18 protein-coding genes and 1 pseudogene are annotated in these 20,966 nt (G+C 73.0%); 7 read left to right on the top strand and 12 right to left on the bottom strand.

What is annotated here, in order from left to right; genetic code table 11:
• Positions 1 to 13: 13 nt before the first annotated feature.
• Complete coding sequence (locus ACF08B_RS28975; RefSeq protein ID WP_392320089.1) at positions 14 to 970, bottom strand: GNAT family N-acetyltransferase; 957 nt, start codon at positions 968 to 970, stop codon at positions 14 to 16.
• Positions 971 to 1,135: 165 nt separating this feature from the next.
• On the opposite strand from ACF08B_RS28975, the gene ACF08B_RS28970 reads away from it, so the two are divergent.
• Positions 1,136 to 1,963, top strand: a complete 828-nt coding sequence (locus ACF08B_RS28970; RefSeq protein ID WP_392320088.1) for a maleylpyruvate isomerase family mycothiol-dependent enzyme — start codon at positions 1,136 to 1,138, stop codon at positions 1,961 to 1,963.
• 61 nt (positions 1,964 to 2,024) lie between these two features.
• Here ACF08B_RS28970 and ACF08B_RS28965 read toward each other — a convergent pair.
• The 3 genes and pseudogenes from ACF08B_RS28965 to ACF08B_RS28955 all read right to left on the bottom strand — a co-directional run.
• Positions 2,025 to 2,770: pseudogene (locus tag ACF08B_RS28965) on the bottom strand (molybdopterin-dependent oxidoreductase); the annotation flags it as partial.
• A 253-nt stretch (positions 2,771 to 3,023) separates the two neighbouring features.
• Positions 3,024 to 4,907 (bottom strand): chloride channel protein, encoded by a 1,884-nt coding sequence (locus ACF08B_RS28960; RefSeq protein WP_392320087.1) that lies wholly within the window; start codon positions 4,905 to 4,907, stop codon positions 3,024 to 3,026.
• Positions 4,908 to 5,314: 407 nt separating this feature from the next.
• Positions 5,315 to 5,563, bottom strand: coding sequence for a hypothetical protein (locus ACF08B_RS28955; RefSeq protein ID WP_392320086.1), 249 nt, complete (start codon positions 5,561 to 5,563; stop codon positions 5,315 to 5,317).
• A 142-nt stretch (positions 5,564 to 5,705) separates the two neighbouring features.
• On the opposite strand from ACF08B_RS28955, the gene ACF08B_RS28950 reads away from it, so the two are divergent.
• On the top strand, positions 5,706 to 6,257 hold the full coding sequence (locus tag ACF08B_RS28950; RefSeq protein ID WP_392320085.1) for a MarR family winged helix-turn-helix transcriptional regulator: 552 nt from the start codon (positions 5,706 to 5,708) through the stop codon (positions 6,255 to 6,257).
• A 5-nt stretch (positions 6,258 to 6,262) separates the two neighbouring features.
• Here the strand turns inward: ACF08B_RS28950 and ACF08B_RS28945 are convergent, their stop codons facing one another.
• Positions 6,263 to 6,373, bottom strand: coding sequence for a multicopper oxidase domain-containing protein (locus tag ACF08B_RS28945; RefSeq protein WP_392320084.1), 111 nt, complete (start codon positions 6,371 to 6,373; stop codon positions 6,263 to 6,265).
• Here ACF08B_RS28945 and ACF08B_RS28940 point away from each other — a divergent pair.
• The gene (locus ACF08B_RS28940; RefSeq protein WP_392320083.1) at positions 6,372 to 6,533 is read left to right on the top strand and encodes an alpha/beta fold hydrolase; all 162 of its coding nucleotides are present in this window, start codon (positions 6,372 to 6,374) and stop codon (positions 6,531 to 6,533) included. The two genes, ACF08B_RS28945 and ACF08B_RS28940, sit on opposite strands and share 2 nt — an antisense overlap.
• Before the next feature lie 93 nt (positions 6,534 to 6,626).
• On the opposite strand, the gene ACF08B_RS28935 is transcribed toward ACF08B_RS28940, so the two are convergent.
• The 5 genes from ACF08B_RS28935 to ACF08B_RS28915 form a co-directional block, all read right to left on the bottom strand.
• Entirely contained in the window at positions 6,627 to 8,231 is a 1,605-nt protein-coding gene (locus ACF08B_RS28935) for a carboxylesterase/lipase family protein (protein ID WP_392320082.1), read from the bottom strand.
• A gap of 16 nt (positions 8,232 to 8,247) precedes the next feature.
• Positions 8,248 to 8,886, bottom strand: coding sequence for a GPP34 family phosphoprotein (locus tag ACF08B_RS28930; RefSeq protein ID WP_392320081.1), 639 nt, complete (start codon positions 8,884 to 8,886; stop codon positions 8,248 to 8,250).
• 112 nt (positions 8,887 to 8,998) lie between these two features.
• Complete coding sequence (locus ACF08B_RS28925) at positions 8,999 to 9,658, bottom strand: response regulator transcription factor (RefSeq protein ID WP_093698626.1); 660 nt, start codon at positions 9,656 to 9,658, stop codon at positions 8,999 to 9,001.
• Complete coding sequence (locus ACF08B_RS28920; protein WP_392320248.1) at positions 9,655 to 10,719, bottom strand: sensor histidine kinase; 1,065 nt, start codon at positions 10,717 to 10,719, stop codon at positions 9,655 to 9,657. Before ACF08B_RS28920 ends, ACF08B_RS28925 begins: the two co-directional genes overlap by 4 nt.
• 196 nt (positions 10,720 to 10,915) lie before the next feature.
• Positions 10,916 to 11,239 carry a hypothetical protein gene (locus ACF08B_RS28915; protein WP_392320080.1) on the bottom strand — a complete coding sequence of 108 codons (324 nt, stop codon included), beginning with the start codon at positions 11,237 to 11,239 and terminating at the stop codon, positions 10,916 to 10,918.
• 390 nt (positions 11,240 to 11,629) lie between these two features.
• On the opposite strand from ACF08B_RS28915, the gene ACF08B_RS28910 reads away from it, so the two are divergent.
• The 4 genes from ACF08B_RS28910 (at position 11,630) to ACF08B_RS28895 (ending at position 17,697) form a co-directional block, all read left to right on the top strand.
• Positions 11,630 to 13,003: an acetyl-CoA carboxylase biotin carboxylase subunit family protein gene (locus ACF08B_RS28910; RefSeq protein ID WP_392320079.1), complete on the top strand. Its 1,374-nt coding sequence runs from the start codon at positions 11,630 to 11,632 to the stop codon at positions 13,001 to 13,003.
• Positions 13,000 to 15,012 carry a PEP/pyruvate-binding domain-containing protein gene (locus ACF08B_RS28905; RefSeq protein WP_392320078.1) on the top strand — a complete coding sequence of 671 codons (2,013 nt, stop codon included), beginning with the start codon at positions 13,000 to 13,002 and terminating at the stop codon, positions 15,010 to 15,012. Before ACF08B_RS28910 ends, ACF08B_RS28905 begins: the two co-directional genes overlap by 4 nt.
• Before the next feature lie 8 nt (positions 15,013 to 15,020).
• On the top strand, positions 15,021 to 16,394 hold the full coding sequence (locus ACF08B_RS28900; protein WP_392320077.1) for an MFS transporter: 1,374 nt from the start codon (positions 15,021 to 15,023) through the stop codon (positions 16,392 to 16,394).
• Between the two features lie 136 nt (positions 16,395 to 16,530).
• The gene (locus ACF08B_RS28895; protein WP_392320076.1) at positions 16,531 to 17,697 is read left to right on the top strand and encodes a PAS domain-containing protein; all 1,167 of its coding nucleotides are present in this window, start codon (positions 16,531 to 16,533) and stop codon (positions 17,695 to 17,697) included.
• An 83-nt stretch (positions 17,698 to 17,780) separates the two neighbouring features.
• Here the strand turns inward: ACF08B_RS28895 and ACF08B_RS28890 are convergent, their stop codons facing one another.
• Complete coding sequence (locus ACF08B_RS28890) at positions 17,781 to 19,286, bottom strand: arabinofuranosidase catalytic domain-containing protein (protein ID WP_392320075.1); 1,506 nt, start codon at positions 19,284 to 19,286, stop codon at positions 17,781 to 17,783.
• Between the two features lie 250 nt (positions 19,287 to 19,536).
• Positions 19,537 to 20,910: an FG-GAP-like repeat-containing protein gene (locus ACF08B_RS28885; RefSeq protein ID WP_392320074.1), complete on the bottom strand. Its 1,374-nt coding sequence runs from the start codon at positions 20,908 to 20,910 to the stop codon at positions 19,537 to 19,539.
• Positions 20,911 to 20,966 lie beyond the last annotated feature (56 nt).

Below are 20,966 nucleotides of genomic sequence, written 5' to 3'. Positions count from 1 at the left end.
CCCGGCCGGCGGCTTAGCCGGTCTCGCCCCCGGACCTGATGAGCGGCGCGTCCCGGGTGAACTCCCGGAACCCGACGCCGTAGTACAGCCCGCGTGCCCCGGGGTGTCCCGGTGCGCCCAGGCAGGCGACCGTCATGTGGTCGGCGCCGGCCTCGCGGGCCAGCCGCATCCCGTGCAGCAGCATCGCCCTGCCGAGCCCGCGCCGCCGGTGGTCCGGGTGCGTTCCGACCGGCTCGAACTGGGCGGTCCTGTTGGCCGCGTCGAGCCACATGATCGTCGATGCGGCCATCGTCCCGTCCGGCGCCTCCACCAGTACGTGCAGGTCGCCTCGGTACGGCGGGGTCCCCCGTACCCCCTCGTAGCCCTCGGTCGTGTACGTCGACGGTGCCCAGGCGTCCACGTGCGCCTGGACCGCGGCCCGCGGCCCGGCCTCGTCGGCGGTGCGGAAGCGGAACCCGTCGGGCAGTGCCGGCCGTTCCACGTCGTCGAGGTCGCGCTGGTTGAGCTGCGTCCAGGAGCCGGTGTCGCCGAGTGCGGCCGGATCGGTCCCGTAGCCGTGCGCCGCCCAGCGCCCCAGGGCGTACTCGTCGGCGGCGCTCGGCACCACGGTGCGTTCCACGCCAGCCGCCACGGCGTCGTACCAGTCGATGACCTCGTCCACCAGTGCACCGTGGTCGGGATGGACCTGGTAGCTCAGACCCGCGCCGGTGACGTCCTTCACCGTTCCGTCGCTCCGGGTCACCCGGTGGGGCAGGGCCACCCAGCCCCAGGCGACCAGGACGTCACCGGAGAACCACAGGCGGCGGACCCAGCTCCCGCCCTCGCGCGCGTGGCCCTCGCCCCAGATCCACGCCAGTTCCCCCAGCGACGCGTCGCTGTTCACCAGATCGGGACGGACGGCGGTGACCCGCTGGGCCAGGTCCTGCATGAGCTCCACGTCGGCCGCCGTCAGAAGCTCGAAGTCATCCATGGTGCGCCACTGTGCCAGGGCACCGCGGCGCCATCGACTGCTTTTCCGGGCGCGGAGCCGGAGCCGAGGGGCGCGCGGGGCTTGCCGTGCGCCTCCGTGGTCTGGTTGGGTACCAGCGCCGCAGGCACGGTGGGCGTGCCGGGCGGTGGGAGCGGAGCGATCAACGTGCACACGACGGTACGGCAGGACGGCTCGTGGTCCTTGCCCGAGGGGCTGGGACAGGCGATCCGGGACACCGCCGAGGAGATCGCCACGCTGGTGCGCGGCGCGAGCGACATGACGCTCGCCGTGCCGGGGTCGGAGTGGACCATCGGCGAAGCCGCCGCCCATCTCGCCATGGCCAACGAGCTGATGGCCGACCTGGCGGCCGGACGGGAACGCCCCTACGGCGACGGGACCCCGCAGAGTCTCGCCGAGGCGAACGCGGAGTCGCTCGCCGTCTTCGGGGAGCGCGAGGCGGAGCCTCTCGCGAGGATGATCATGGAGCAGGCCGAGGCGTTCCTGGACGCCGTGTCGCGTTTCGAGGCCGACGGCCCGGCACCCACCACGCCGCTGGGCCCGATGGACCGCTCCGTTCTCGCGTCCTACCTGCTCACGCACATGCTCGGCCACGGGTACGACCTCGCTCTCGCCGTGAAGCGGCCGCACATGATCGACCGGGCCCGAGTGGGCCTGTGCATGCCGTTCATGCTGTCGGTCATGCCGCGGGTCGCGAACCCGACGGCCACGGCCGGGATCGACGCCCACTACCGCATCCGGCTGCGCGGGGGCGGCATGTTCGGCGTGTCCCTGGCCGACGGCACCGTGCGGGTGACACCGGGGCCGCCGCCGCGGCGCGCGGACTCCACCATCCTGCTGGATCCCGTCGCCTTCCTGCTGATCGCGCTGGGCCGGCTGAATCCCTGGCGTGCCATCGCGCAGGGGCAGGTCCTCGCGTGGGGCACCCGGCCGTGGCTGGCCCCCCGATTCCCCACCCTGTTCACCGCGCCCTGAGCCGAGGGTCAACGGATCGGCGGTCGTCCCCGGCGCGGGCGGCCGGTGGCACCGCCGCGGGAGCGGTAGCCCACCAGTCCCCCGACTCCGGTACGTCGGTCTGGTCGCCGAAGACCTGTGGCGAGGCGATCGGCAGGTCGGCGTACCCGTCGTAGAAGGTGAGCATCGGCGCACCGATCAGCGACATGAGCGGGCGCCGACCGCGTGCGAGGCCATCGACATCGCCGGGATGGGGGAGAATCCGGCGACCCGGTCCGGTCCGTGCGCGGCGATGGTGTGCACATGGGCGGCGGCGATCTCCAGGGGCTCGTCCCAGCCGACGCGCACCAGGCCGCCCTTGCCGCGCGCTGACTGGTAGCGGCGCCTACTGCCGGGGTCGCCGGTCACCTCGGCCCACGCGGCCACGGGATCGCCGAGGCGTGCGCGGGCTTCGCGGTACATCTCCAGGAGGACGCCCCGCACGTGCGGGTGGCGCACACGCGTGGGCGAGTAGGTGTACCAGGAGAAGGACGCGCCGCGCGGGCAGCCGCGCGGCCCGTACTCGGGCCGGTCGGGGCCCGTCGACGGGTAGTCGGTCTCCTGGGTCTCCCAGGTGATCAGGCCGTCCTTGACGTACACCTTCCACGAGCACGAGCCCGTGCAGTTGACGCCGTGCGTGGAACGGACGACCTTGTCGTGGGCCCAACGCTCCCGGTAGGGAGTGTCGTTGACGCCCTGGCCGGTGCGGAACACCGCCCGCCGGTCGGGAGTGGTCGCGGTCGCGGTCGCGGTCGCGGTCGCGGTCGCGGTCGCGGTCGGCCGCAGTATCCCGCCGAGGCGCAGCAGTTGGTCGGCGGCCAGTGCCGCCGCTCGTTCCGCTTCCCGCCGGGCGCCGCGCCGTCCCACCGTGCCCACTTCCTACGCAGTCGGTATTCCGCTTCCGTCAGCATGGAGGAGCTGTGACACAAGGCGATGGCGTGACTACACACTGTTGAGAATCTCTATACGGAGCTTTCCTTGCCCTTTGCAATAGTTGTGCAGGGCATTGGATTTTCCCGGCGCATGGCCCCTGCCGCCGCGCTCAGGTCGCGGCGGCGGCAGGCGCGCGTCGGGTCCGCAGGCCGAGAACGCGTTCGGCGTGGTGCTCCTCGTGCAGGTCGATGCGTCGCGCGGTCAGCAGGTCGCGGAGGCTGATGATGCCCTCCACCTGCGGGTGTTCTCCGCGAGAGGTCACGAGGAGGCGGGTCACCTCGTGCTGGGCCATGCGGTTGGCCAAGGCACGCAGGGTCTCGTCCGGGTGGGCGGTGACGGGGGCGGCGGCCAGGTCGCCGAGCGGGGTGCGGTCGGCGGGGTCGGCGTGGATCAGCTGCCCCCGGGTGACGACCCCGGTGAGACTCCCGTCGGCGCCGAGCACGGGGTACAGACGTTGGCCGAGCAGCCGGTCGGGGTCGCCCTGGTCGTGGGCGGCGCGCAGCAGCGCGGTGATCTCGCCCGCCGGCCGGTCGGCGCGGAAGGTCACGGCGACCGGTGTCTCCAACTGCCGTACGAGATGCACCTCCAGCGGGTCGACGGAGTACTCACGGGTCAGGTGCAGTCCACGGCGCGCCAGCTTCTCCGTCAGCACCGAACGCTTCAGGAGGACCACCGAGAGGAGATAGGCGGCGGAGGCGGTGATCACCATCGGGATGAGGGAGTTGACCTCGTGCGTCAGCTCCAGGCAGAAGACGATCCCGGTGAGCGGCGAGCGCATCACACCGCCGAGGACGCCGGCGAGCGAGACCAACGCCCAGAAGCCGGGGCTGACATGGGGGAAGACCAGGGCCTCGGCGGCACCCAGGGCACCGCCCACCATGAACATCGGGGCCAGCACACCACCGGAGGTGCCGGACCCGAGGGACAGCCCCCAGATCAGGGTCTTGACGACGAGGACACCGACGATCAGACCGACGGTGGCGTGCCCGGTCAGCAGGGCACCGATGACGTCGTAGCCGACGCCCAGGGCCCGCGGTTCGACCAGGCCACCGACCCCGATGATCGCGCCGCCGATGGCCGGCCACCACATCCAGTGGATCCGCAGACGGGCGAAGAGGTCCTCGGAGAAGTAGACGAGGGAGGTCGCGCCGAGGGCGAGCAGCCCGGCCGCGACACCCGCGACGACACAGAGGCCGTAGGCGGACAGGCCGATGCGCTGGGGCACATGGGCACCGCCGAACAACGGGTCGGTACCGAGCAGCGGCCCGCGGACCAGGGTCGCGGTCACGGCGGCGACGGCGACCGGGAGATAGGAGCGGGGGCGCCACTCGAAGAGCAGCAGTTCGACGGCGAGCAGGATGGAGGCGAGCGGCGCGTTGAAGGTCGCGGCCATGCCGGCGGCGGACCCCGCGACCAGCAGGGCCTTGCGCTCGTCGGTGGTGACGCGCAGGAACTGGGCGATCAGGGAGCCGACGGCACCGCCGGTCATGATGATCGGCCCCTCAGCGCCGAAGGGGCCGCCCGTCCCGATGGATATCGCGGCCGACGCCGGCTTCAGCACGGCCACCCGGGGCTGTACCCGGCTGCCGCCGACCAGGATCGACTCGATGGCCTCGGGCATCCCGTGACCGCGGATCTTCTCGGAGCCGTAGCGGGCCATGACCCCGATGCCGAGGCCGCCCACGACGGGCATCACGAGCAGCAGCCAGCGGTGGGCGGCGTCGCCGGGTACGGCCGCACCGAACCCGAAGCGCCCGAGGAAGGAGAGATTGGTGATCAGCGCGATCAGCTTGAGCAGTCCCGCGGCGACGACCGCCGCGACGGCACCGACAGGCGCTGCGAGCAGCGCGATGAGCACGACGCGCGGCGGCACATGGAAGTCCCCCAGGTGGGCGATCCTCGCCGCGACCGGAGGGTGGCGGACCGAGCCGGGCGGACCGCCCGGAGAGTGCGAGCGGGCGTCGGGGGGAGCGGGCGAGGTGGACGTGGACATGGTGGCTCCAAAGGGCATGGCGGAAGTGGGGGGCCGTCCGCTTGCGCACCGTCGAGCGGCGCTCCGACGGCGTGGCGGTGTGAGCGGGAGCGGCGGTAATCACGGGCGACGCTGCCCGTGCGGGGACATGGGGGGGGTGGCCGGTGCAGGCCTGATCCGGACGCGCCCGCGCGGTGGCGCGAGGGCGCCCGGCCGGGGTGCGAGGTGAACCGACCGGGCGGGGGTCGGCCCGGTCACCTGGAATCCCGTTCACTTGGTCACCCGGGCGTACGGCAGGCGGCGGACGGGTCACGTCGGACGACTGGCAGTGGGCGGTGAACGACGTTCGGCGTACGGGCGGTTGGCAGCACGCGGACGTAGGCGCCTCGTCGCGCGTACGTCGCGTACCCCGGGCTACGCGGGCGCCCTCACATCGGTGCCGGACGGGCCGAGCGGACCCGCCCCGGCCGCAGGATGCGGATCCGCCGCCCCGCACACACCCGGCAGGTGTTGTCCACGAGCGGCGACCGCACCCGCAGGCCGCCTTTCAGGTAGTAGGCGGCGCGCAGGTGCCCCGCGCCGTCCCGGACGTGCCGGATCTCGTACGCACCCTCCCAGGCGTGCCCGCAGCGCAGGCATACGAAGGAATAGGCTTCGTGTATCGGTTCGCTTCTCATGGTCATCACCCTCAGCACCGGGGCCGTCGCGCCCGCACGGCCCGGCATCTGCAGACCAGCCTACCATTGCATTGTGCAATGGTCACCTTGGGTGACAGGAGAAATCCGGACTGTTCACCGAAAGTGGCGGAAGAAGGACTCCATGGCGCAGCAGGGCAACGACGGCTCGGGCTCGGACGAGATGTTGGATCGCGAGGCGGAGGACGTGACCCTCGCGGTCATGGCCGCGTCCCGGCTGATCGTGGCGCTCTCCGCCCGCGCGCTGGCCGCCGTCGACGTGCCCTTGACGCTGCCCCAGCTCCGGTCCCTGGTCGCCCTGCACACCTGCGGACCGATCAAGCTCGCCGCCATGGCCGCCACCCTGGGGGTCACCCCGTCCACGGCGCTGCGCATGGCCGAGCGGCTGGAGGCTCTGGACCTCATCGACCGCCGCGTCAACCCGGACAACCGCCGTGAGGTCGTACTGCGCCTGACCGGCACGGGAGAGGACCTCGTCGAAGGCGTCCTGGCCCGTCGGCGAACCGAGATCCGCTCGCTGGTCGGACGCCTGCCCGCGCGGGAGCGCGCCGGTCTCGTACCCGCGCTCAGGGCGCTGACCGCGGCCGCCGCCGCTCTGGACCTGGGCGTGGACCCGGCCGGCGAAGCGGGTCGCCTGGCCGGCGTGGTCGAGGATCCGCTGAACCCGGCGCCGTAGAAAGGCTACTTGTCGATCTGGAGCGCCGACATCATGCCCAGGTCCTCGTGGTTGAGGATGTGGCAGTGGATCACCGTCCTGCCCGGGTAGTCCAGGAACCGTGTGCGGATCACCATGTTCCCCCGCGCCGCCGCGATCCCGGGCGCCGCACTCGTCGAGTTCCCCTCCGCGGCGCATCTCATCGCCATGGACGCGCCCACCGAACTCCTCGCCGCGCTGGAGCCGTTCCTCAAGCGTCAGGCCTCACGACGGGGCGGCTCCGGGGCATACCGGTGACGCGTCCGTGCCGGCGCTCTCTCGACGGAAGCGAAGTCACCCGTGGGGCCCACCGGCCGGACCGGCGGATCCCCACGGCGGTCGCCTCCTCGGTCAACCGAGCGCGCTCCAGAACGCGCAGTGATGGCGGAGCCGTGCCGTGCCCGTGGGCGCGATGTGGTCCGGTGCCAGTGACTGCGCCGTTTGCGCGGACCACGGCGGTGCGGACGGGCCGTTCGGGTCGGCGGTGCGGGCGAAACGGCTCCAGTAGTCGATCATGGTGTTGGCCAGCCGCTGCTGTGGCGCGGTCAGCTCGCGGGAGCGTCCGCCCAGGTCGAACAGATAGGGCAGCTCGCTCGCATGCGGTGCGCCGAGTGGGAACGGCGGCGTGCCCGGGGTGAGTGGCGGGGCGTGCTCGTCGGCGAACTCGTAGCGCCAGACGGGCACATGGGCGGCGAGCAGGTCGCCGGTGCGTGCCGTGGGGCAGGCGAAGTCCGCGTCACCGATGACCGCGCCGAACACCGGGCCGCCGTCGGTGCGGTGCACCGGGTACTCGCGGACGATCGCCTTCGCCCGGCCCGGGGCGGGGAAGAAGGTGGCCGCGACGTCGGGCCAGGTGCCGGGAGTGACGGGATTCCCGGCCTGGACGATGCCCGCGGCCCAGCCGTTGCCCTCGTCGTGGTTGTTGCCGATGAGCACGGGGACGCGGTGGAAGCGGCCGGCGGCGATCGCCGCCGCGGGTTCGCCGGGCAGCAGGGGCGTGCCGTACGCGGGCTGCTGCTCGGTGTCCTGGACGGCGAGGAGCCGGGTGACGTCCACGCGTCGCAGACAGGCCATCACCTCGCGGGCGGATCCGCAGCCGGCCGTCGCCGCCAGGTCCGCGCCCGTTGCACGGGCCGTGGAGAGCAGGACGGAGGAGGGGGCGAACGGCCGGTCGGGGCGCCCCGTGCACGGGCCGCTCTCGATGATCGCCCGGTCGAAGAGGCCCGCGGCGGCCGGTGACGCGAGCTGGGCGCAGACGCTGTAGCCGCCCGCCGACTCGCCGGCCAGTGTCACGTCGTGCGGGTCCCCGCCGAAGGCTCCGATCTCGGCCCGGACCCAGCGCAGCGCCGCCTGCTGATCGGCCAGGCCGAAGGTGCCGGAGCCGGGCAGCCCGCGGTGCGCGAGGAAACCGAGGGCTCCGAGGCGGTAGTTCACCGTGACGACCACGACACCGCCCCGGGTGGCCATGCGGTGGACGTCGTACGAACTGCCCGCGCCGGTGGTGAAGCCGCCACCGTGCAGCCACACGATCACCGGCCGGGGGCGTGCGGGTCCCGCACCGTCGGGCGTGGTGACGTTCAGGTGGAGGCAGTCCTCGTCGGTGCTGCCGCCGGGCACCTCGCCGGCGGGTTGCGGGCAGGCGCTCGCGGGCCGGGTCGCGTCCCGCACCCCGGACCAGGGGGCCGCCCGGTGGGGCGGCGCCCAGCGCAGGCCGCCGACCGGGGGCGCCGCGTAGGGGATGCCCTCGAAGGTGCGGTAGCCGTCGTGGTGGGCACCGCGCACCAGGCCGTCGTGGGTACGCAGAGTCGTGGTGTCACCGGGCGCCGGGCCGGCAGGGGTGCGGGCCGTCGCTGCGGCGGGGCGGCCGGTCTCCGCCGACGGCGCCGCGGACCAGGCCGTCGCGAGTACGGCGGTCAGGGCGCAGCACAGGGTGGTCAGGACGCGGTGCGTGGTCATCGTCTCCCCCGGCGGGTCAGCTGCCGCCCATGCCGCCCTGCGCGGCGATCATGGTCGTCGGCAGGGCGCGTACGGCTTTCTCCAGTCCGGGTGCGAGGGCCGCGAGCCGTGCCGTGCAGGCGTCGATGCGGGCCCGGAAGGTCTTCCGGTCCTGGCGTGACACGACCGAGCGGACTCCGCCCGCGGCGGCCAGCGCGAGCAGCGCGGCGTCGGCCAGGAGGATGTCCGGTACGGGGCCGTCCCCGTGCAGCGCGGCGGACACGCGGGTGTGCGGGGCGGCGGGCGCGGCGTGGTCCGTCAGGGTCAGCCGCCGGGTGCCGAAGGGGGTGCGGGGTTCCCGCACGGTGAGGAGTCCCTCCGCCGCGAGCCGGTCCTCCACCTCCGTCAGGGTCCGCTTGCGGTGGCGGCGCACGAGCTGCTTCCAGCCGTGACCGCCCGCGGCGTCGCGCAGCACGCCGTCCAGGACGGGGTCGCCGGTCGGCCGGGTGCCGGACACGGTGACGGTGCCGCCGTCCTCCTTGAGCCGGCCGCGCATCGCGAGGTCGACCAGGGCGGCGGCACGGACCAGCAGCTCCGTCCGGGAGCGGTCGTACGGGCCGTGGGCCGCGTCGTCGTGGGCGAGCAGATACATGTGGCGGGTCAGGTCGTCGGTCACGTCTCGACGCTACGGCCGGGCGCCCCGGCCACGGATCGGCCGCGGGAAGGGACCGGCACTGGGAGCACAGGAGGATCGCGGCCCGGTCTCCTCCTGGAGGAGGAGACCGCTGTCAGGGGCGGCGCGGCTGGACGAGGCCGTGGTCGTACGCGGCGACGACGGCCTGGACGCGGTCGCGCAGACCCAGTTTGCGCAGCACCGCGGTGACGTGGTTCTTGACGGTGGCCTCCGACAGCCGCAGCCGCTCGGCGATCTCCGCGTTCGACAGGGCCTGCCCGATCAGGGTGAGCACCTCGCGCTCGCGGCCGGAGAGGTCCCGCAGGGAGGGCGGCGGCTCGAGGTCGGGCGTGGTGCGCAGGAAACGGTCGAGGACGCGGCTCAGTACGGTCGGCGCAAGCAGCGCGTCGCCGCGCGCCGTGAGCCGGATCGCGTCGACGAGTTCGGCGGGACGGATGTCCTTGAGCAGGAATCCGCTCGCCCCGGCGCGCAGGGCGGCGACCACGTGCGCGTCCACGTCCCAGGTGGTCAGCACGAGCACTCGGGCCCGGCTGCCGCACTCCGCGATCCGCCGGGTGGCCTCGATGCCGTCGAGGACGGGCATGCGTACGTCCATCAGCACCACGTCGGGCTCCAGCTCCCGCGTCAGCCGCACCGCCTCCCGGCCGTCGGACGCCTCACCGACCACCTCCAGGTCGTCCCGGGCGTCGATGATCATGCGGAATCCGGTGCGGACCAGGGTCTGGTCGTCGGCCACCACCACGCGCAGCGTCATGACGCACGCTCCACCGGCAGCCGTGCCGCCACCTCGAACCCGCCTCCGGGCAGCGGACCGGCGCGCAGGCTGCCGCCCACGAGCCGGGCGCGCTCGTTCATCCCCACGAGACCGCGTCCCGCTCCGGCCGTACCCGAACCACCGGACGGGGTATGCCCGTTGTCGACCACCCTCACCGTCACGCACTCCTCCTCAGCCGTCACGCGCACACTCACCTCGTCGGCGCCGGCCGCGTGGCGCAGCGTGTTGGTCAGGGCCTCCTGGACGATCCGGTACGCCGCCAGGTCCACCGCGGCCGGCAGCCCTTCGGTGGCGCCCTCGCGGTGCAGGCGCACGGTCATCCCGGTGGCCCGTACGGTGTCGGCCAGTTCGTCCAGACGCGCGAGCGAGGGCACCGGCTGCCTCGGCTCCCCGGCTCCTTCCTCCCCCTCGTCGGGCCGGAACGCCCGGAGCAGCAGGCGGAGTTCGCCCAGCGCCGAGCGGGCACTCGTCTCGATGGCCCGCAGGGCCTGCCGGGCCTGTTCGGGCCGTTCGGTGAACACGTGGTCGGCGGCGCCCGCCTGAATGACCATCACCGAGAGGGTGTGGGCGACGACGTCGTGCACCTCGCGCGCGATCCGTGCGCGCTCCTCCACCACGGCCCGGCGCGTCTCCGCCCTCGTGCGGGCCCGTTGCGCGCCGCGCCACTGCCCCGCGGTCCACGCCAGGACCACCGTCAGCAGATAGACCGTGAGCCCCGTGGGCCCGCCCGCCGCGAACGCCAGCGGCGCCGGCAGACACATCGCCGCGAGCGCCCGCGCCGACAGCCGCCGGGGTCCGGTCGCCGACAGCACGCACAACGTGATCTGCGCCGCGAGCAGCGCTCCGGTCAGGGTGACGGCGGGCAGCAGCGCCCACACCGCGAGCCCTGTCACCGCGTCGGCCGCGAGGACGGCGATCGGGGCGCGCACCTGCCACCTGAGGGCGAGAACCTGCGCGAGGACCAGGGCCGCGGCCACGGCCGACCGCGGGCCGTCGTCCGCGCCGGCGACCAGCACCGAGGTGCCGAGCACCGCGAGCACCAGACCGGCCGACCCCCACCACAGGGCCCTGGCCGTCCGGGGCGGCACCCGGCCCGGCGCCTCCCCGTCGAGGGCGTCGTCCTCGCCGCCGCTCACGGCCGGGGCCGGCCCGCCGCGCCGGGCCCGAGCGGCGTCCTCCGGGGGGTGCCCTGCCGGCATCGTGTCTCCTGCCGCTGACGGTGGTACGTCACCGACCCTAACCTCCGCCGGGGGCGCGGCGGGGTCCGTCCACGCACCACCGGTCGTGTGCCGCGCCCTCGCTGTGCAGGGCGAGCCTGCAGCACGGGATCAGCGGTCCGGGCCGCTCACCCGGTACGCGGCGCCGCCTCTCCCATTCCTCCTGCCACAGCCGGCGGCGGTGGTCGGCGCGCAGGCGCCGTTCGCACCAGCCGAGGAAGGCGGCGCAGTAGAAACCGGGCACGCACCACCAGGAGGCGTGGACCGCGAAGTAGACACCGGTGGCGGCGCTGGAGGTGGCGAGGACCAGGCAGACACGGGCGTCTCGCAAGCTGTTCGTCATCGGCTGCTCCGGGTGTGTCGGCTGCGGAGGGCTCGGCCCGCCGGGCTGAGGCCGAGCAGAGCAACGGTGATGAACTGGAAACGACGCCGCCTACCGGGAGGACGCGGACATTCACCGTGTCATTCCCGGTCAGGGCGTGGGCATGCGCACGGACGTTCGGCGCGGACACGGCCTAGCGCATCGCCGTGGCCGTACGCGCCGGAATCGGTGTTCGCGAGTCGGGCATTTGCCTGAATCGTCGGCGCATCCCGGGCCCTGTGGCGGGCAGGCGGGCTGCTTCGCTTGAAGGAGACCGCAGGACGACACCACGTGTCAGGCGCGCTCGAAGGCCGCCGTACCGCGCAGGCCGCCTTTCGCGCAGGGACCGACCAGCAGAGGAGTTGGGTATTCGTGAGCAAGGTGCTGTACGTGCATGCCAAGGGCGGCCCCCCGGTGGGACACGCCCTGTCGCGGGTGGCCGCCAGGTCCGCGGTGCACCTGCTGGCACTCAGCGAACTGCCCGCCACCGTCACGGCGGAAGCCGCCCGGCTGTGCGCCACGGCCGTCACCGTCCGGGACGCCGACGGCGTCGACCTCGTCGAACTCATCACCGACCGCGCCCGCGAGGTCGGCGCCGAGGCCGTCATCACGTTCTCCGAGTACGCGGTGGTCGCTGTCGCCGAGGCGGCACGGCGGCTCGGGCTGAAGGGTCCCGGGCCGGCGGCGACGCTGGCCCGGGACAAGCGGCTGATGCGTGCCGCCTGGGAGCGGCACGGCATCCCGCAGCCCCGGTTCCGCGGGGTGCGGACCGTTGCCGAACTCGACGCGGCGGGCATGGAGTTGACGTACCCGCTGCTCCTGAAGGCGGCTTGGAGCGCCGGCTCCACCGCGCACCAGATCATCGACACGCCCGAGGATCTGCACGGCGCCTGGGCGCGTTCGGGTGCGGTGATGACGGAGTCCGCCCGGCTCGGCTTCGCGGAACTGCATGTCACCGGCGCCGGCGAGGACTTCATCGTCGAGGAGATCGTCAGCGGCTGCGCGCAGGAGTGGTTCGACGGCCCCGGCTGGGGTGACTACGTCAGTGTGGAGGGCGTCGTGGTCGACGGCGTCTTCCAGCCGGTGTGCCTCAGCGGCCGGATGCCGACGATCTCCCCCTTCACCGAGCGCGCGGGCATCACTCCGGCCGCTCTCGGCGGCGAGGCGCAGGACAGGATCGTGGAGCTGGCCCGGCGGGCCGTGGCGGCGCTCGGACTCGAGAACTGCGGCACCCACACCGAGATCAAGCTGGGCACGGAGGGCCGTATGTGGGTCATCGAGACCGCCGCCCGGTTCGGTGGCGCGATGACCGTGCCGCAGATCGAGGAGGTGTTCGGACTCGACCTGGTCGGCCTGTTCACCGACCAGTTGCTGGGCAGGTCGCCGGACTGGCCCGCACGCGTCCTGACGCCCGACGACGCCGACGGCGCGGCCGGGTCCCTGGTCGTGCTCGCGGTGGACGGCGACGGCAAGGCGTGGCCGCAGCGGCACGTCTGGGACGCGTCCGCCGTCGTGCGGTCCGCGCCCCTCGGCCCGGGCAGCACGCTGTCCGTGGTCGCGGAGAGCTCCCTGCCGGACGGCACCCCCGTGCCGGTCTACGACCCCGCCGCGGGCGCCAACACCATGGCGGGCCTGTGCCTGCTGTCGGCCGACCGGCCGCAGAGCGTCGTACGCGACTTCGCGGCCCTGGTGGACGCGCTGCCGCACATCCTGCCCGCGCGCATCGGTGGGGAGGCACGGGCATGACGCTCGCCGTGGACCCGGCAGGCCTGCCCGAGGCGGCGGGCGACCGTACCGTCGTCGGCGCCAACCTGTCGCTGCCGCTGTTCCGGACGCTGTCCGGGGTGCTGGCCGGTCATCCGTACCTGAAGGTGGTGCTGGACCGGTCCGAGGACACCTGGCATCTCCTCGACACGCGGGTGCACCCCTTTCACGTCAACTACATCGCCACCCGGATCCTCGGTATGACGCTCGACGAACTCGACGCGGATCTGGACGGGTTCAACGCCTCCGTGTACATGGCCCCGGAGCGCCGTTTCCTGCTCGGGGTGCTGTCCCTGCACACCGACGACGACCCCGACGGCTTGGAGCGGCCCTTCCTCGTGCTGGAGACGACCGAGGCCGACACGATGAGCGGTGCGCTGCTGGAGGAGTTCTACACCTATGTGCGCGGGCGGGTCGACGGGCGGCTGCCGCTGCTGCTGAAGCCCGCCAATCACGGGCAGGAACAGGAGCTGGCCTCGATCGGTGAGGCCCGGGTGCCGCGCATCCTCAGCCACGAGCTGTTCGGCAACCGGACCCGGACCTGCCTCAACCCCGGGGAGGCGGAGGGCCGGCTGCGGTACTTCCGCAGCACGGCGGAGTACGCGGCCGCGGCCGCCGAACTCGGCTGGTCGGACATCGTCGCCATGCCGTGCCTGCCGGACGACGTGCCGCGGGTCGCCGGATTCGTCAACACGGCCCCCATCACACCGCTTTCGCACACCAACGTCCTCGCCTCGGGCTGGGCCATTCCCAACGCGATCGTCCGTGACCTCGACGCGCTCGTGGAGCGGGACGGTCTCGACGGCGCCTGGGTGCGCTACCGCGTCCGCGAGGACGCGATCACGCTGGAGCGGCTGCCCGGCGCACCGGCTCTGGACCGGCCCGTCTGGCATCAGCAGCGCATCCGCATCGGGGCGCCGCTGCTGGAGGAGGCGCCCGTCCTGGCTCTGCACCGGCTGCGGCGGACCGACCGCGACAGCTACGGGACCAAAGCGGCCAACCTCGGGGAGCTGCACCACGTCCTGGACAGCCGCACCGCCGATCTGACCGCGTTCTACGCACGTCCGCGCCCGCCGCGGCCGCATCTGCTCGCCCACCTCGCCGCCCGTCTCGGTGAGACGGACCCGTCGCCGGAGCGGCTGCGCGCCGCCGCGGCCGAGCGCGTGGCGGACACCGTCCGGGCGCCGGACGGCGTGGCCCTGCCCTTCCGGCTGCACCACCTCTTCCTCACCTCCTCGCCCGCGCTCCAACAGGGCATCGGCAAGCTGAAGATGGCCCTCGAACTGGAGGCGTTCGACGTCATCGACTCGCTCTGCCTGGGCCTGCAGCGTCTGATCCACGGCACCCCCATGCCGAAGGAGGTCGCCCGGATGATCACGGGCGCGGTGCCGGCCGCTCTGGCGGACGGCCGCCGGCTGGTGGTGCGCTCCTCCTCCAACGCGGAGGACCTGCCCGGCTTCTCCGCCGCCGGCATCTACGACTCCGTCACCACGGTGCAGGGCGAGGATCAGCTCATGGACGCCGTCCGGCAGGTGTGGGCCTCCCTGCTCTCGCCGCGCAGCGTGCGCCTGCGGCACCAGGTCGGCATCTCCCTGGACGACACCTACATGGGCGTGATCGTCCAGGAGTACGTGCCCGCCGGCCTCGGCGGTGTGCTGGTGACCTGCAATCCCACGCGCCGCGAGGACTTCCGCAACGTGTACCTCAACTGCGCGCCCGACTCCCCCGAGCGGGTGGTGGACGGTACGGTCCTGCCGCACCAGTACCTGTACAACACCGTGGAGGGCGGCGGTCGTACCGTCGACGTCGGCTCGTCGGGCGTGGACCTCCCCGGGCCGACTCGGGCGGCGCTCGCCCGACTCGCCCTGACGGGACGTCTGTTGCAGTCGCACTTCAGCGCGGAGGATCCCGACGACGCGCTGGACATCGAATGGCTGATGACCGCCGAGGGCGCGTTCCGGCTGGTCCAGATCCGCCCCTACGCCCGGTGAGGCACCGTATGTCCGCCCTGCCCTTCCGGAAGACCGCGGCGGTCGCACCCCCGGCCGCCCGGCACATCATCCGTCTCAACAACGGCTTCCAGCTGCTGTTCAACCTGCTGTGGTGGATGCCCGTCTTCTACGCCTACCAGCGGGACGCCGGTCTGTCCGACGGCCAGATCTTCGGCATCCAGAGCATCTACTACATCGCGTTCTGCCTGTTCGAGATACCGACGGGAGTGGTCGCCGACCGTATCGGCGCCCGCAACTGTCTGCGCGCGGGCGCCGTGGTCATGACGGCGGCCAATCTGGTGCCCGTGGTGTCGGCGTCGTACCCGGGCTTCCTCGTGCACTTCCTGGCCATCGCCGCCGGCCGTTCGCTGACGTCGGGCGCGGCGAGCGCCTACCTCTACGAGGGGCTGCGTGCCGAGCGGGCGGAGTCGCACTACCTCCGGGCGGAGGGTACGGCCCGTGCGCTCGGACTCGCCGCCAAGGTCATCTGCTGGCCTCTGGTGGGGCCGCTGATGGCGCTGGCACCGCAGGCCCCGTACGTGCTCAGCGCGGCGAGCGCGGCCGGTTCGCTCGGCTGCGCGCTCGCCCTGCCGCGGCTGGCTCCGGGCGGCGCGGACGCCGGGGCCGACGCCCGGCGGGGCCGGCGTGGCTCCCTGCTGCGCGACTCGGGAGCCGCGCTGCGTGCCCTGCGGGCTTCGCCGTGGCTGGCTCTGCTCATGGTGCAGGGGGTGGCGGTGTTCACGCTGTCCCGGATCTGTCAGGTCAACCTGTTCCAGCCGGTGCTGCTGGAGCACGGGGTCGGGGAGAGCACGCACGGCAGTGTGCTGGCGGCGATGACGGTCGCCGAGGCCGTGGCCTCGGGCCGTCCGCAGTGGCTGGGCCGCCGGCTGTCGCCGATGGCGTGGGTGTCGGTGCTGAGCGTGGCGCTCGCCGCGACACTCGCCGGTACGGCCCTGGGCGGGCCGTGGGCCGTGATCGCTCTTCTGTGCGCGTTCGCCGCGATCACCGGGTTCGTGTATCCGGTGCAGCGCAAGCTGGTCAACGACGCCATTGCGCTCGACGCACCGCGTGCCACGCTGTTGTCGGTGGAGAGCATCGTCGACCGCGGTGTGTGTGCGATCGCCGCGGTCGCCGCCGGCGCGTACCTGGCGGCGGGGCGGCTGGACGCGCTGCTGTGGCAGAGCGCGGCGGTCACCTGTGTGCTCATACCGGCGATCCACATCGCCCTGCACCGGATGAGCCCGGAGAAGGCCGCCCGGCGGGCGAAGGGAGCCGCCTTCTCCGCCGGTTCCTCCGTCGGCTCCGGCACCCGTGCGGCACCCCTGCCACCCGAGCAGCCGGTGTCCCTGCCGGTCGACGAGGGAGCGGCACCCCGCCCGTGATCCGCCACGGGTGCGGGCCAGGGCCGCGCAGCCGCGACTTCGGCTGGCCGGAACTGGCCGGTCCGGCACCCACCTGAAAGGACACGCGTGGTATGTGACGCACAGTGAGCGAGTCGGTACGGCGGAGGAGTTGTTGATGGACGAGGCCGATTTCCACACGCTGCTGGCGTCCTTCCCCGTGTCCTGGCGGGAGATCGACCGCGGCGCGGGTCCGGTCGGGAGCGGGGGTGGTGCGTTCGCCGACGAGCGCACCGCCCGCCGCTTCCTGGCAGCCCTGTGCGCCGAGCGCGCCGGTCCGTCGCGGTTGCCGGACGACGGCGCGTACCAGACCCTGCCGTTCGCCGATCTGAGCCCGGCAGCGGTGTTCGTCCGCGATCCCCACGGCCGCTACGTCTGGGCCAACCACGCGTACGCCCACATGTACGGGACCACACGGGACACGTTGATCGGGCGCCACCTGTCCGACTTCGACGAGCCCGACGACGCGGCCCGGTTCCTCGCCCTCGACGAGGAGGTGCTCACCCGTGGCCACCCCGTGCGGCACACGCTGGTCTACCAGCGCTCGGACGGTTCCCCGGGCCACGCGGCCGGCTACCGCTTCCCCGTGCGCTGGGGCTCCCCCTGTGTGGCGGGCATCTACGTCGACATCACCGACTACGTCCACGCGTTGGACGAACGGCGCCGGGCCGAGGAGGACCTCCGCGCGCTGCGGGACCACAGCGGTCTCCCGTGTCTGCGTCTGTCGGCGGACGGAGTGGTCGGGGAGGCCAGCGCCGCCGTCGCCGAGGTGCTGCGGGTACGCCTGCGTGACCTCGTCGGACACCCCGCCGACCGCCATCTGGCGCCGACGCCGGAGCGGACCGCGTTGCACCGCGTCTGGGGCGACCTCGTCGGTGGCCGCCGCAGAAGCGTGCGCACCAGCGCGGTCATCGTCGACGGCGACCAGCGCCGGCGCCGGGCCTGGGTCTGCCTGAGCGCCAGTCGTCACGCCCCGGAACGCCGCCCTCACATATGGGCCGTCATCACCCAACTGGGCCTACGCGACGAGGCGCAGCCCCCGCTGACGGCGACTCAGGTGCGCATTCTCGCCCTGCTGGCCGCCGGCCACAACAACGTGGACATCTCCAAGGCCCTGCACCTGTCGCGGCAGACCATCGACTATCACCTGGGGCGGCTGCGGCACCGGCTGGACGCACCGACCCGCCCCGCCCTCGTCGCCCGTGCCTACGCGCTCGGCATCCTCTCCCCCCATGTCTGGCCGCCCCGCGCCACCACGGCGACCCATCCGCGAAGTCCCGCGTGAGCGGCGCGGTGGGGTGAGGCCGTGCCCGCCGGGGTGGGCGGTCCGGGCACCGCGCGGGTGCCCGGACGGCGGGGACGGGTGCGTCAGTGCAGCGCGAACTTCTGGGCGGTGGCGCCGTTGCAGTCCCAGATCTGCAGCCGGGTGCCGTTCGCGGTCGCCCCGCCGGGCGCGTCGAGGCAGCGCCCCGACTGCGGATTCAGCAGCGAACCGTCGCCCTGCTGCACCCACTTCTGACCGCCCACCCCGTTGCAGTCCCACAACTCGACCTCGGCACCGTTCGCCGTCCCGTTGCCCTCGACGTCCAGACACCGCCCGATCGTGGACAGCGAGCCGTCGGCGTTGTGCGTCCAGTGCTGGTCCTCGGCATAGGTCTGGCAGTCCCACAGCTGGACCGCGGTGCCGTTGGTGCCGGTGTCGTCGGCGGCGACGTCGACGCACTTGCCGCCGGGGCCCGTGACGCTTCCCTGCGGGCCGTTGGGTACGTCCGTGCGGCCGGAGTAGCCGACCGAGACGATGTCGGCCTGGACCGCGTTCTCGGCGGCGTCGGTCGGGTAGCCCGCCACCATGACCCCCTCGAAGAAGGTTCCCCGGTTGCGGTTGCTGTTGTCACCGCCGATGCCCAGGATGATGCCGCCCTCCTGCCGCATGGGCCGGTAGCCGCCGCGCGTGGGCAGTCCGCCGTCCCACCACGTCGTCAGTGCCCCCGCCTGGGAGTTGCCACCCTTGAGGGCGTACTTGGTCCGACCGTCGTTCTTCAGTACTGCCGTGACGAAGGCGCTGTTGTTGCCGCGGTTGGCGGTGTTGGAGCCGTTGTCGCCCTGGAACAAGCCGTTCTCCAGGTCGGCTTCGACCCAGGGGCCGGAACCGGTGCACGGCGCGAAGTAGCACGTGGTCGCGATGCTGACGGCGTCCATGTGCCCGTTGCCGGTGTCGGCCGGGGTGCTTTCGGCGTTGCCGTAGTCGAAGCAGCAGTCGGAGCCGACGTGGGTGCCACTGGCCACCATGTAGACGCCCTCGGGCTGCCCGTCGACCGCGACGCCGGAGGCCCGTCCCGTGTAGCGGTAGCCGACCCCGGGCGAGATCCAGATGCCGTACACCTTGTGACCTCCGGCGGTCACGGAGACCTCACCGGCGTCGGCACCGCGGTCGACGCCGCCGGCCGTTCCCGCCGGTCCCGGCAGCAGGTCGTTGTGGCGCGGGCTCTGGTCGTAGACCTTGGACATGCGGCAGGTGGTGTTCGCGCAGAACCTGTCCTGCTGGGCCGCGTCGGCGTATCCGCCCTGCGAGAGCAGCCCGATGTCGGCCTTCGCGCCGTCCGAGGCACGGGTGACCTGGTACAGCGGGCCGTTGTAGGCGGCGTACAGGGCGCGCACCGTGCTGTGCGCGGCCACACAGGCCGTACCGGCGCCGCCGTAGATGTCGCAGGGCAGGGAGCCCGCCGCCTGCGATGTCGCGGGGAAACCGATCAGGACGCCGAGGGCGAGGGTCAGAGCCGACCCCGCGATCGTCGCGGCCCTCGCCAGACGGCGGGCGGAGGCGGCAGCCCGCCGTAAGGCCCTCGCGACGAGAGCCGATCTTGTTGTGAGCATGACATTTCTCCTCGGGAGTCGAACCTGGAGCGGGTGGGGCGCATACAGGACGGCGTCACGCATCGACGGGCTCGCGCCACGCTTCGATCGGCTGGGAACCTACGCAGCCTGTTCGAAGGCGTCAATATTTGTTTCACTTTCTTGGTACAGACCTTGCCGGCTGTGAGGTCGTGTTCGTTCTGGTTGCTTTGCGCAACACGCGGAGAGGGGCGCCGGTACGACCCCGGCGCCCCTCCACGAACCCGCGTGTCTACTTCAGCTCGGCGCCGAACGCCGCCTTGCCGTACGGCGCGCCGACCGCCTTCCCGCCGAAGCTGAGGACGTTGTCGGTGACCACGCCGGACGGGCCGCCGCGGAGCACCCAGACCGCGCCGTTGCCGTTGTCCTCCCACGGCGCGTCGGCGGCCAGGTCGGCACGGCCGTTGCCGTCGGTGTCGAGCAGCCGGACGGTGGCGCCGAAGGCGTCGTACTTCTCGGCGGTGCCGGGGACACCCGGGGTGTTCTGCCCGATCGACCGGGCGCCGGCACCGGTCAGACCGGCACGGCTGCCGCGCAGGACGTTGACCACGCCCATGTCGTTCTCGCCGGGCACGCCGACCGCCACGTCGTCGATGCCGTCACCGGTGATGTCCCCGACGGCGATCGACGCCCCGAACCGGTCGTCCTCCTCGCGGCTGCCGGGGACCCCGGGCGTGTCCTGCGAGAACGTCGCCCAGGTCCCCTCCCCGCCGAGGCCCCCGGCCCTGCCGTACATCACCGAGACCGAGTTGTCGTTCTCCGAACCGGTCAGGAGGTCGTCGTACCCGTCGCCGTTCACGTCGCCGATCGCCACCGCGCCGTCGCCCTCCGGGTGCTGGTCGGTGACGCGCTTGAGGCCGGTGGGGCCGCTCAGGTAGAGCGTGCTGCAGTAGCTGCCGTCGCCGCAGTACTCGGTCACGACCAGGTCGGCGCGGTGGTCGCCGTTGATGTCGCCGGTGTCGCCGTCCCGGACGTCGATGTACTTCAGATGGCCGGGGTCGAGCGGGGTCTTCGCGGCCGGGACACCGGTGCGCTTGAGCGGGCCCTTCCAGATGGTCCCGGTGGTGCCGATCGGGTCGTCGCCCGGGGCGAAGCCCGCCCGGAACACGGCGAGATCGAGGCGCCCGTCGCCGTCGAAGTCGGCGGTCTGCGTGGAGGTGGCCGGGATGGGCCGGCCGCCGGACAGGCCGTGCGGGCCGCCCCAGACCACGACCGCGCCGTCCCGCGTCGAACTGCTGCCGACGACGAGGTCCGCGTAGCCGTCACCGTCCAGGTCGCCCTTGGACAGCTGGCTCCCGAAGGCCTGCCCCTTGACGGCACTGCCGGGGATGCCGGTGGTGGCCCGGCTGAGGTTCGTGCGGCGGGTGGTGGACAGGCCGTGCGGGCCGCCGTACATGACGGTGACGAATCCGGCCTTGGCCTGGCCGCCGACCGTGCCGCTCGGGGCACCGACGGCCAGGTCGGCGTAGCCGTCGCCGTTGAAGTCGTCACGGACGGGCGTGCCCTTCGGCGGAGCGGCGGACGCGACCGGGACGGTGAGGGCGAGGGAGGTCAGGCCGAGGGTCAGCGGCAGGGCCCAACGGACGTGCGAACGCGAGCGGAACAAGGAGGAACCCCCTGGTGTACAACTGATGGTCACCGCAGGAGACTCACGCCGCGCGC

Origin of the sequence: Streptomyces sp. NPDC015139 (assembly GCF_043079785.1) — a bacterium.
In the GTDB taxonomy this organism is placed as follows: domain Bacteria; phylum Actinomycetota; class Actinomycetes; order Streptomycetales; family Streptomycetaceae; genus Streptomyces; species Streptomyces albidocamelliae.
The sequence above is the reverse complement of the archived record's forward strand: the minus strand, read 5'-3'. Positions and strand labels throughout refer to the sequence as shown.